General features: G+C 73.3%; 11 protein-coding genes and 1 pseudogene. 2 read left to right on the forward strand and 10 right to left on the reverse strand.

The annotated features are described in order from the left end of the window. Together HUX53_RS18660 and HUX53_RS18665 are read right to left on the reverse strand one after the other, a co-directional pair. On the reverse strand, positions 1–509 hold a 509-nt coding region (locus HUX53_RS18660; RefSeq protein ID WP_176404490.1), incomplete at its 3' end, for an ABC transporter ATP-binding protein. Then, positions 490–1,119: a TetR/AcrR family transcriptional regulator gene (locus HUX53_RS18665; RefSeq protein ID WP_176404491.1), complete on the reverse strand. Its 630-nt coding sequence runs from the start codon at positions 1,117–1,119 to the stop codon at positions 490–492. The genes HUX53_RS18660 and HUX53_RS18665, both read right to left, overlap by 20 nt. A gap of 148 nt (positions 1,120–1,267) precedes the next feature. Between HUX53_RS18665 and HUX53_RS18670 the strand changes: the two genes are divergently transcribed. Then, positions 1,268–1,780, forward strand: a complete 513-nt coding sequence (locus HUX53_RS18670; protein WP_176404492.1) for a hypothetical protein — start codon at positions 1,268–1,270, stop codon at positions 1,778–1,780. Here HUX53_RS18670 and HUX53_RS18675 read toward each other — a convergent pair. Together HUX53_RS18675 and HUX53_RS18680 are read right to left on the reverse strand one after the other, a co-directional pair. Continuing rightward, positions 1,761–2,597: an ABC transporter permease gene (locus HUX53_RS18675; RefSeq protein WP_176404493.1), complete on the reverse strand. Its 837-nt coding sequence runs from the start codon at positions 2,595–2,597 to the stop codon at positions 1,761–1,763. The genes HUX53_RS18670 and HUX53_RS18675 overlap by 20 nt on opposite strands. Next, positions 2,594–3,580, reverse strand: a complete 987-nt coding sequence (locus HUX53_RS18680; RefSeq protein ID WP_176404494.1) for an ABC transporter ATP-binding protein — start codon at positions 3,578–3,580, stop codon at positions 2,594–2,596. Before HUX53_RS18680 ends, HUX53_RS18675 begins: the two co-directional genes overlap by 4 nt. Before the next feature lie 200 nt (positions 3,581–3,780). Here HUX53_RS18680 and HUX53_RS18685 point away from each other — a divergent pair, with 200 nt between their 5' ends. Further along, positions 3,781–4,635, forward strand: a complete 855-nt coding sequence (locus HUX53_RS18685) for an oxygenase MpaB family protein (RefSeq protein ID WP_255205396.1) — start codon at positions 3,781–3,783, stop codon at positions 4,633–4,635. A 13-nt stretch (positions 4,636–4,648) separates the two neighbouring features. Here the strand turns inward: HUX53_RS18685 and HUX53_RS18690 are convergent, their stop codons facing one another. The 6 genes and pseudogenes from HUX53_RS18690 to HUX53_RS18715 all read right to left on the reverse strand — a co-directional run. Beyond that, complete coding sequence (locus HUX53_RS18690) at positions 4,649–7,417, reverse strand: RNA helicase (protein ID WP_176404496.1); 2,769 nt, start codon at positions 7,415–7,417, stop codon at positions 4,649–4,651. 70 nt (positions 7,418–7,487) lie between these two features. Further along, complete coding sequence (gene tatC, locus HUX53_RS18695) at positions 7,488–8,351, reverse strand: twin-arginine translocase subunit TatC (protein WP_255205397.1); 864 nt, start codon at positions 8,349–8,351, stop codon at positions 7,488–7,490. A 49-nt stretch (positions 8,352–8,400) separates the two neighbouring features. After that, positions 8,401–8,790, reverse strand: a complete 390-nt coding sequence (gene tatA, locus HUX53_RS18700) for a Sec-independent protein translocase subunit TatA (protein ID WP_176404497.1) — start codon at positions 8,788–8,790, stop codon at positions 8,401–8,403. A 26-nt stretch (positions 8,791–8,816) separates the two neighbouring features. Beyond that, entirely contained in the window at positions 8,817–9,035 is a 219-nt protein-coding gene (locus tag HUX53_RS18705) for a hypothetical protein (protein WP_176404500.1), read from the reverse strand. A 25-nt stretch (positions 9,036–9,060) separates the two neighbouring features. Next, a complete protein-coding gene (locus HUX53_RS18710) occupies positions 9,061–10,053 on the reverse strand; it encodes a YafY family protein (RefSeq protein ID WP_176404498.1) in 993 nt (330 codons plus the stop codon). Next, a pseudogene (locus HUX53_RS18715) lies at positions 10,050–10,265 on the reverse strand (WYL domain-containing protein); the annotation flags it as partial. The pseudogene HUX53_RS18715 and the gene HUX53_RS18710, both read right to left, overlap by 4 nt. Positions 10,266–10,401: the final 136 nt, after the last annotated feature.

The following is a 10,401-nucleotide window of genomic DNA, read 5'->3' on the forward strand; positions in this document are numbered from 1 at the left end:
CCTGTGGAGTCGCTGGCGCCATGCGTCGCGGCCGCAGGCTTATGGTGTGAATGTAGGCCGGTCCGTCGCTGACCGCGCTGGAGAACGTCCGCCTCGTCGCCGCGGCCGGTCAGCTCGGCGACGAGGCGGCCGTTCGCCGGCGCGGTCAGCGACGGGACGAGGTTGAAGAACTGGAACACGAACCCGACGGTGTCGCGGCGGTAGGCGGTGCGGGCGTCCTCGCCGAGCCGGGAGATGTCGCGGCCGCCGGCGGCCACCTCGCCCTCGGTGGCGGGCTCGATCCCGCCGATCAGGTTGAGCAGGGTCGTCTTGCCGGACCCGGACGGGCCGAGCAGCACGACGAACTCGCCCCGCGGCACCTCCAGGTCCACCTCGCGCAGCGCGTGGACCCGCGCGTGCCCCGTCCCGTAGGTCTTGCCGGCCCCGCGCAGCAGGACCGCCGGCGGGGCGTCGCCCCGCGCCGGGGCGTCCTCGCGGACGGGTGCCGGCTCACCGCGGTGTCGCGTCATCGTCGTCTCCTTCGTCGGCGTGCCCGGGCGGGGGGCCGGCGGGGCGCAGCAGGGCGAGCAGCCCTTCGGTCGCGGCGCCGGCCTCGGTCTCCGGGTCGATCAGCACGTGCATGAGCAGCCCGTCGACCAGCGCGGCGAGCAGCACCGCCAGGCCGCGGGGGTCGGCGTCGGGGCGCAGCAGCCCCGCCGTCCGGTTCTCGGCGAGCCGCGCGGCGAGCAGGTCGCGGAACATCCGGATCTGCCGCTCGCTCTCGGCGCGCAGCTCGGCGTCGCGCAGGCCGTGCAGCATCGCCTCCACGACGACCCGCTGCCCGGCGGTGCCGGGGCCGCGGCCCATCAGCTCGCGGACGGCGTCGGCGAGGCCGGTGAGGGCGTCCTCGGCCCGCAAGATCGCCTCGACGGGGCCCTCCAGCTCCTTCTCCACGGCGTGCATGACCGCGGCGCGCCGGAGGGCGTCCACGGACCCGAAGTAGTAGTGCACGAGCGCGTTGTTGGCCTGCGCCCGGTCGGCCACGACCCGCGACGTCACCGCCGCCCAGCCGCTCTCGGCCAGCACCGCGACGGCCGCCTCCAGCAGCCGGATCCGCGTCGGCACCTCGCCGTCCGCCATCGCCCCCCCCGCCTCTTGGTCGTTCGCTTTAAGCAACTGCCCAAAACTGTAGCCGCAGACCTTTGCACAGTGCAAGGGTCCACCGGCGCGGGCATGGGCGGACCGGGACGGGGCAGATGCGCTGAGGGGCTGTACCGAGGAGGCGCACATGGGGAGCGGGAAGCCGGCGGCGCGCCGGGCCGCGGTGGCGCGGGCGGGCGCGCGGGGGCTGGTCGCCGCGATGGCGATGACGGGCGTCCGGACGGTCACCGCGGCGGTCGGGCCGCGCGAGCAGAGCCCGCCCGAGGCGCTCGTGGAGCGGCACGCGCCGGTCGTGCGGCGGCTGCCGGAGCGGTACCGGGAGGCGGTGACGGAGCTGGCGCACTGGGCCTACGGGGCGGCCGGCGGCGCGGCGTTCGGGCTGCTGCCCGACCGGGTCCGGCGGCATCCGGCGGCGGGGCCCGGCTACGGGCTGGCGGTCTGGCTGGGCTTCGAGGCGGGCATCGCGCCGCTGCTGGGCGTCCACCACGTCCACGAGCGGAGTGTCGCGTGGCGGGGCGTGGTGGCGCTCGACCACGTCCTCTACGGGGTCGTGGTGGCGGGGCGGCTCGCGCCGGAGCGCCCCCGCGCCGGGTTCGCGGCCCGGGGGCGCCTCGCGGCGGTCAGGCGTCCCTGCGCTTGAGCAGGAACGCGGCGAGGGCGAGCAGCGCGACCGTCCACAGGGCGAAGACGCCGTAGCCCTCCCACGGCGTGAGCAGGTCGTTCGGGCCCTGGTGGGCCTTGGCGATCAGGGTGCCCGCCTCGGACGGCAGGTAGGCGTGGACGTGGTCGCCGATGCTGCCGGGCAGCAGCATCGCCAGCGGCGCCAGCACCAGCACGAACCCGATGACGCCGGTGATGCCGCCCGCGGTGTGCCGCACGATCGCGCCGATCGCGAGCGCGAACAGGCCGAGCATCGCCAGGTACAGGCCGCCGCCGATGACGGCGCGCAGCACGCCCTCGTCGCCGAGGGAGACCTGCATCCGGTCGCCGATGATCGCCGCGCCGATGAAGAACGCCGCGAACGACACCGCGACGCCGATGACGAGGACGACCAGGCCGAACACGAGCGCCTTGGCCCACAGCATCGGCAGCCGCCGCGGCACCGCGAGCAGGCTGGCGCGGATCATGCCGGTGGAGTACTCGGACGCGATGACCAGCACGCCGAGGACGCAGACCGTCAGCTGGCTGAGGAAGAACCCGCTGCCGAGGATGAAGCTGACCGGGTCGGCCGAGATCTGCGCGCGGTCGCCGGGGTTGGTGTTGTCCCACTGGGACATCGTGAGGGCGACGAACAGCGCGGTGAACCCGAGGTCCAGGACGACGAGCAGGATCAGCGACCACGCCGTGGAGCGGACCGTGCGGATCTTCGTCCATTCGGCGAGCATCAGCCGGCCGAAGCCGGGCCGCGGGAGGCCGGCGGACGGGTCGGCGGCGGGCGGGGCGGTGGCGGTGGTCATCGGGGCTCTCCCTCCGGGCCGGGGACGGCGCCCGGCACCGCGCCGGGGACGGCCTCGGGGACGGATCCGGCGGCGGATCCGGCGGCCGTGCCGTACTCGACGCTGTCGCGGGTCAGTTCCATGAACGCCGACTCCAGCGAGCCGCGGCTCGGGGTCAGCTCGTGCAGGACGATGCCCTCGGCGGCGGCCAGCTCCCCGACGCGGGGCGCCTCCATGTGGGTCACCGTGAGCAGGCCGTCGCCGCCCGGCGCGACCTTGCCGCCCTCGGCGGCGACGACGCCGGACAGGCGCTCGGCGTCGGGGCTGCGCACCGTCACCATCTTCTCGGTGCTGCGCTCGATGAACTCCTCGGTGGAGCAGTCGGCGATCAGCCGGCCGCGCCCGATGACGATGAGGTGCTCGGCGGTGACGGCCATCTCGTTCATCAGGTGGCTGGAGACGAACACCGTCCGGCCCTCGGCGGCGAGCCGCTGCATGAGGGTGCGGATCCACACGATGCCCTCGGGGTCCAGGCCGTTGACGGGCTCGTCCAGGATCAGCACGGACGGGTCGCCGAGCAGCGCGGCGGCGATGCCGAGCCGCTGCCCCATGCCGAGGGAGAAGCCGCCGGCGCGCTTGCGGGCGGGGCCGGTGAGCCCGACGAGGTCGATGACCTCGTCGACGCGCCGCTTGCCGATGCCCTGCGTCTGCGCCAGGCACAGCAGGTGGTTGTAGGCGCTGCGGCCGGTGTGCACGGCCCGCGCCTCCAGCAGGGCGCCGACGACGCGCAGCGGCGCGTTCAGGTCGCGGTAGTGCCGGCCGTGGATGCGGGCGTCGCCGCGGTCGGGCCGGTCCAGGCCGAGCAGCAGCCGCATGGTGGTCGACTTCCCGGCCCCGTTCGGGCCGAGGAACCCGGTCACCCGGCCAGGGACGACCGTGAACGACAGGTCGTCCACGGCGGTCTTGTCGCCGTAGCGCTTGGTGAGGTTCGCCGCCTCGATCATTCGCACTTCCCGGGCTGGTCGAGGGTGTTCCGGTGATCGTGATCACACTATCGCGGCGCGCTGGATGCCCGGATCCTCCCCCGTGCGGAACCGCCTCCGACCTGGGTAGGGGACGCGGCCCCGGCGCCGCGCCTTATTGACCGTCCGTCAATAGTTGGGCGAGGATGGCGGGCGCAGGATCCGACCGCCGGGAGGCCCGCTTGCCCGCCACACCCCCGATCCCCACGCCCGAGCGGCTCACCGAGCGGCTCGCCGACCGCGACGTCCTGCGGACGCTCGCCGCCGAGCCCCTCGTCGGCCTCGCCGCCGGGCGCGCCCTGCTCATGCAGCTCGCCCACCCGGGCGTGGCCGCCGGCGTCGCCGAGCACAGCGACTTCGCCGACCGGCCCCTCGCCCGCCTGTTCGGCACCCTGGACTTCCTGCTCGTCACCACGTTCGGGACGCCCGAGCAGGTCGCGCGGATCGCCGCGAAGGTCCGCGGCATCCACGGCACCGTCGTCGGCGACGGCTACTCCGGCAACGACCCCGGCCTGCAGATGTGGGTCAACGCGACCCTCATCGACTCCGCCCTGTACATCCACGAGACCCTCATGCGGCCCCGCGACACCGACCCGGAGGAGTACTACCGGCAGGCCCGCATCGTCGCCGAGGTCCTCGGCTGCCCGCTGGAGGCGCAGCCGCCCGACCTGGCCGCGTTCCGCGCCTACATGGCCGAGACGCTCGCCGCGCTGGAGGTCACCGACGCGGGCCGCGAGGTCGCGAACGCCGTCCTGTGGCCCCGCAAGCTGCGCATCCTGTTCCCCGGCCTGGTCGTCTTCCGGCTCGTCACCGCCGCGCTGCTCCCCGAGCACCTCCGCGACGCCTACGGGCTGAAGTGGACGCCCGGCCGCCGCCGCGCCGCCGGGCTGCTGCTGTGGAGCGCGTCCGCCGGCCACCGGGTGACGCCCCGATTCCTGCGGCGCCCGCCGCAGCCCCTCCTCGTCCGGCTGGCGACCCACCGCGTGAACCGCACGCTGTCCGCGCGCCGCGCCCGCCGCCGCGCGGAAAGCGCCTAGCCCCCGAACACCCTCAGCCGACCGACGTGTAGGCGACGACGCCGCGCCGCATCGAATCCATGGCCCGCCTGGCGGTCTTGCGGAGGTGGCTGTTCGGCGGGGCCGCGTCCACGACCTGGCCGAGCAGGTCCAGCAGCTGCTTCACCGCGCGGACGAAGTCGCCGGCCGTCAGGTCGCTCTCCAGCAGCACCTCGTCGAGGTCGTCGCCCTTCGCCCACCGGTACGCCGTCCACGCGAACCCCAGGTCGGGCTCCCGCAGGAACGACACCCGGTTGTCGCGCTCGACGGCGTCCAGCTCCCCCCACAGCCGCACCATCGCGGCGAGGGCGTCCTGCGCCGCGCCCGTCGGGGTGCGCGGCGGCGTCGCGTCGTCGGGCTGCCGCGACTCGTACACCAGCGCCGACACGCACGCGGCCAGCTCGGCGTGGTCGAGCTTGTCCCACAGCCCCTCGCGCAGGCTCTCGGCGGTGAGCAGGTCCAGCTCGTTGTAGATGCGGCCGAGGCGGCGGCCCTCCTCGGTGACGGAGTCGCCGTCGAGGTAGCCGAGCTGCTGCAGGACGCCGCAGACCCGGTCGAACGTGCGGGCGATCACCTGCGAGCGGCCCTCGACGCGGCGGCGCAGCTGCCCGGTCTCCCGGTCCAGCCGGTGGTACCGCTCGGCCCAGCGGGCGTGGTCCTCGCGCTGGTCGCAGCCGTGCACCGGGTGCCGGCGCAGGTCGGCGCGCAGCCGGGTGACCTCGGCGTCCTCGGTGGCGGCGGAGTCGGCGCGGGACCGCTTGCGGTCGCGGACGTCGTCGGGCACCCGGTTGCGCAGCGTGGCCGCCAGGTCGCGGCGGTCCTGCGGGTTGCGGGGGCTGAACGACTTCGGGATCCGGATCCGGTCGACCGGCTCCACGGCGCGCGGGAAGTCCTGGATCGACAGCCGCTGCACCGACCGGTTGATCGTCAGCACCAGCGGCGCCGGGCCGTCCGAGCGGCGCCCGACGCCCGGGTCCAGGACGACGGCGAGGCCGGAGCGGCGCCCCGACGGCACGATGATCACGTCGCCGGGCCGCAGGTGCTCCAGCGACTTCGCGGCCTCCGCGCGGCGGGCCCCGGCGCGCTCGCGGGACAGCTCGGACTCCCGGTCCGACAGCCGCCGCCGCATCGCCGCGTACTCCATGAAGTCGCCGAGATGGCACTGCGCGGCCTTCGCGTACCCCTCCAGGGCCTCCTCGTTCTTGCGGACCTGCCGGGCCAGCCCGACCACGGCCCGGTCGGCCTGGAACTGCGCGAACGACTCCTCCAGCAGCGTCCTCGCCCGCTCGTTCCCGACGGCGCCGACCAGGTTCACCGCCATGTTGTACGACGGCCGGAAGCTGGAGTTCAGCGGATAGGTGCGGGTGCCGGCGAGCCCGGCGACCGACGCCGGCTCCACGTTCGGGCCCCACACCACGACGGCGTGGCCCTCCACGTCGATGCCGCGCCGCCCCGCACGCCCCGTCAGCTGCGTGTACTCGCCGGGGGTCAGGTCGACGTGCGCCTCCCCGTTCCACTTGTCGAGCTTCTCGATCACGACGGTGCGGGCCGGCATGTTGATGCCGAGGGCCAGGGTCTCCGTCGCGAACACCGCCTTGATCAGCCCGCGGGTGAACAGCTCCTCGACGATCTCCTTGAACGTCGGCAGCATCCCCGCGTGGTGCGCGGCGACGCCCCGCGCCAGGCCCTCCAGGAAGTCGCCGTAGCCGAGGATCCGCAGGTCCTCCCGCGCGATGTCGGCGGTGCGCAGCTCGGCGTGCGCGCGGATCTCCTCCGACTCCTCCTTGGACGTCAGCCGGAGCCCCGCGTGCAGGCACTGCATGACGGCCGCGTCGCAGCCCGCGCGGGAGAAGATGAACGTGATCGCCGGGAGCAGCCCGGCGCGCTCCAGCCGCTCGATCACGTCCGGCCGGGCCGGGGGCCGGAACCGCTGCGGGCGGGCCGTGCGGCGCCGCCCGGTGCGGCGCCCCTGGTTGACCTTGGCGCGGCGGACCTCCTCCACCGCCATCCGCGTCAGCTGCGGGTTCAGCTTGGCCTGCCGGTCCTTGCCCTTGCCGGTGTCGACGAACAGGTCGTACAGGCGGGTACCGACCAGCATGTGCTGGAACAGCGGGACCGGACGGTGCTCGTCCACGATCACCGCCGTATCACCGCGGACCTCGTGCAGCCACTCGCCGAACTCCTCGGCGTTCGACACCGTCGCCGACAGCGCCACGATCCGCACCGAATCCGGGACGTGGATGATCACCTCTTCCCAGACGGCGCCGCGGAACCGGTCGGCGAGGTAATGCACCTCGTCCATCACCACGAACGCCAGACCCGCGAGAGTCTGCGACCCCGCGTACAGCATGTTCCGCAGCACCTCGGTCGTCATCACGACGATCGGCGCCTCACCGTTCACGCTGTTGTCGCCGGTGAGCAGCCCCACCTTGTCCGGCCCGTAGCGGCGGACGAGGTCGGCGTACTTCTGGTTCGACAGCGCCTTGATCGGCGTCGTGTAGAAGCACTTGGTGCCGGTGGTCAGCGCGAGGTGGACGGCGAACTCCCCCACCACCGTCTTCCCGGATCCGGTGGGCGCGGCGACCAGCACGCCGCTGCCGTCCTCCAGCGCCCGGCACGCCTCCAGCTGGAACGGGTCCAGCTCGAAGTCGTACAGGGTGCGGAAGTCCAGCAGGGCCGGGCCGTTCCCGGCGGTGCGCCTGCGGTAGGCGGCGTACCGCTGTGCCGGGGTCTCATCGGCCGACGTCGTGTCGGGGGTGGTCATACCTTCGAGCCTACGGTTTCGACCGGCCCGATACCCAATCCACGGGCGGCGCGATCATCGGACCCGGTGCTCAGCGGGCGGCGTCGCCCTTCTCCAGCTCGGCGTCGATCGCGTCCAGGTCCAGCGGGGACGCCTCGTCGTCCGCCAGCCCCGCGTACGGATCCGGGCGCCGCGCCCGGCGCCGGTCGTTCAGGAACGCCAGCAGCGCCGCGACCTCGAACAGCGCCACGGTCGGCAGCGCCAGCGCCAGCATCGTGAACGGGTCGGCGCTCGGCGTCGCGACCGCCGCGAACACGAAGATGCCGAACAGGATCATCCGCTGGAAGCGGCGGATCCGCTTGGAGCTGAGCACCCCGGCCAGGTTCAGGACCACCACGAACAGCGGCAGCTCGAACGTCAGCCCGAACACCAGCAGCATCGTCAGCACGTAGCCGAGATAGCTGTCCACGGTGATCAGCGGCTTGACGTCGTCGGCGACGAACCCCAGGAAGATCGCCAGGCCCTTGTCGACGGTCACGTACGCCAGCGCCGTCCCGACGAAGAACAGCGGGACCGCCGCGGCCAGGAACACATACGTCCAGCGCCGCTCACGCCCGTACAGGCCCGGCGCGACGAACCCCCAGATCTGGTACAGCCACACCGGCGCGGAGATGACCGCGCCGATGATGCAGGAGATCTTCAGCTTCAGGAAGAACGAGGAGAAGATCCCGTTGACGAACAGGGAGCACTCGTCCTTGTCGATCACATGGGACTGCGGCAGCGAGCAGTACGGCTGCTTCAGGAAGTCCCACACGGGGTCGAACAGCAGCCAGCCGACGATCGCGCCGACCACGAAGGCCAGGATCGCCTTGATCAACCGGTTGCGCAGCTCACGGAGATGGTCCATGAGGGGCATGCGGCCGTCGGGGGCGGCGTCGTGCCTGCTCAGCTTCATCGTCGGCATTCAGGCTCGGGGGTCGGCGGGGAACAGTGCGGCGGGCCCGTCAGCCCTGGCGCAGCTTGCCGGGGTCCGACACCGGCACGCCCTGGATCGGCTCACCGGAGCCGATGGCGCCGCGCGGACGCTGCCCGGACTCGCCGGCCGCGGCCTCGCGGTCCAGCCGGGCCGCCTCCTCGCGCAGCCGCGCCGCCCTCTCCCGCGGGTCCTCCCCCTGCGCCTGCTGGGTCTGCTGCGCCTGCTGGGCCTGCGCCTGCTGCGCGGGCTTGTCCTCGGGCGCGTCGTCATCGTCCTCGCGCAGGCCCTTGGTCTCGGCCTTCAGGATCCGCGCCGACTTGCCCAGCGACCGCGCGAGCTGCGGAAGCTTCGCCGACCCGAAGATCAGCACGACGACCAGCAGGATGATGAGCAGTTCGGGAGTCCCGATGTTCGGCATGGCAATCCTCTTCAGCAGAATGGCACTCAGGCCGATCGTACGCCCTCGTCCGGCGTTTGTGACGACCGAGCGTCCTGGAGACGGGACAGTTCATCGCGCAGCGCCGACTGTTTCGGCTCCAGCCGCCGCTTCGTGCGCTCCAGTTCACGGCCGAAGCGCCGCACGCCCAGCCACACCTTGAAAGCGCAACACGCGAGCACGGCGAGGCCGGCGGAACCCAGCGACACCGACACCGCGACCCACATCACCCGGACACGGTATCCGATCCGCCTAGCACATGCCGTACCGGGCCAATGCTCTGGCGGCATCGTCCCGGACACCGGCCGCGACGCTCTCGGGCGCCACCACGCGGCCCTGGTCGCCGAGCCGCAGCGCCAGGCCCCGCACCCACCGCGCGTCGGGAGTCCGCAGGACGACCCGCAGCCGCCCCTCCCCCATCTCCTCCACGCTCTCGCACGGGTAGTAGTCGGCCACCCACCGGCCCCGCGGCGTCAGCTCCAGCGTCACCGCCTCGTCCTGCGGGGACGGCCGGAACAGGCCCGCGTCCACGTCGATCGGCTCGGCCTCGTCCGGCACCTGCGCGGGCACGTCCAGCACCGCCAGGTCGGCGATCCGGTCCAGCTTGAACAGCCGCACCGCCTCCGCCCGCCGGCACCACCCCTCCAGGTAGGTGTTGCCCTCCACGACCAGCAGCCGCATCGGGTCCACGTCCCGCTCGGTGTTCTCGTCCCGCGCCGGCACGTAGTAGGTGAGGTGCACGCGGCGGCGCGCCGCGATCGCGTCCCGCAGCACCCCCACCGCGGTGCGGGCCGGGTCCGCCGTCCCGCCATAGGCGTCCACCTCCACCGCGACCTGGCTGGACACCGCCGCGGCCTCCCCCGCCGCGCTCTCCAGCTTCGCGATCACCCGGCTCAGCGCGTCCCGGTCGTCCAGATCCGGGATCCCGGCCAGCATCCGCAGCGCCACCAGCAGCGCCGACGCCTCGTCCACCTTCAGCCGCAGCGGCCGCGCGATCGACTCCGCCTCCGCCACCGTGATCTCCCCGCCCTCGTAGGACAGGTCGATCGGGCAGTACGGGTCGGGCGCCCGCAGCTCCACGCACCACAGCAGGTTCAGGTCGTCGATCAGCTGCTTCTCGGTCACCCCGAACGCCGCCGCGGCCTCGCTCAGCGCCACCGAGTCACGGTTCACCACGTACGGGACGAGCGCCAGCAGCCGCCCCAGCCGGTCGGTCGATGTCGTCGCCGCCGCCTTGCCGGTCATCGGGCCTCCCCCTCCTCTACCGGGTGCGCGCCGGTCCCCGCCAGCACCGACTTCAGGTGCTGGATCACCGCCTCCCGCAGATCCGGCGGGTCGAGCACCACCACGTCGTCGGCGAACCGCGCCAGATACGGCGCGAAACGGTCCGCGTCGCGGAACGTCAGGGTCGCCTCGTCCCAGTCGCCGTCCCCGCCCTCGGCAGGCCGCACGTCGCGGGCCCACCGGCGCGGGCCCTGCGCCGTCTCTTATACACATCCGACGCTGCCGACGAAGAGGATCGTGAAGCTCTCTGTGGTCGCCGGTTCTATCACAAAACAAGAAAACAAAACGACAACTACTCATCACACAAAT

The sequence above is a fragment of the Actinomadura sp. BRA 177 genome (assembly GCF_013372625.1).
GTDB lineage: Bacteria > Actinomycetota > Actinomycetes > Streptosporangiales > Streptosporangiaceae > Spirillospora.

What these genes read in the sequence shown, in the direction of transcription:
- HUX53_RS18665 (WP_176404491.1), bottom strand. Translation starts at nt 1,119, where the DNA reads ATGGCGGACGGCGAGGTGCCGACGCGGATCCGGCTGCTGGAGGCGGCC.
- HUX53_RS18670 (WP_176404492.1), top strand. Translation starts at nt 1,268, where the DNA reads ATGGGGAGCGGGAAGCCGGCGGCGCGCCGGGCCGCGGTGGCGCGGGCG.
- HUX53_RS18675 (WP_176404493.1), bottom strand. Translation starts at nt 2,597, where the DNA reads ATGACCACCGCCACCGCCCCGCCCGCCGCCGACCCGTCCGCCGGCCTC.
- HUX53_RS18680 (WP_176404494.1), bottom strand. Translation starts at nt 3,580, where the DNA reads ATGATCGAGGCGGCGAACCTCACCAAGCGCTACGGCGACAAGACCGCC.
- HUX53_RS18690 (WP_176404496.1), bottom strand. Translation starts at nt 7,417, where the DNA reads ATGACCACCCCCGACACGACGTCGGCCGATGAGACCCCGGCACAGCGG.
- tatC (WP_255205397.1), bottom strand. Translation starts at nt 8,351, where the DNA reads ATGAAGCTGAGCAGGCACGACGCCGCCCCCGACGGCCGCATGCCCCTC.
- tatA (WP_176404497.1), bottom strand. Translation starts at nt 8,790, where the DNA reads ATGCCGAACATCGGGACTCCCGAACTGCTCATCATCCTGCTGGTCGTC.
- HUX53_RS18705 (WP_176404500.1), bottom strand. Translation starts at nt 9,035, where the DNA reads ATGTGGGTCGCGGTGTCGGTGTCGCTGGGTTCCGCCGGCCTCGCCGTG.
- HUX53_RS18710 (WP_176404498.1), bottom strand. Translation starts at nt 10,053, where the DNA reads ATGACCGGCAAGGCGGCGGCGACGACATCGACCGACCGGCTGGGGCGG.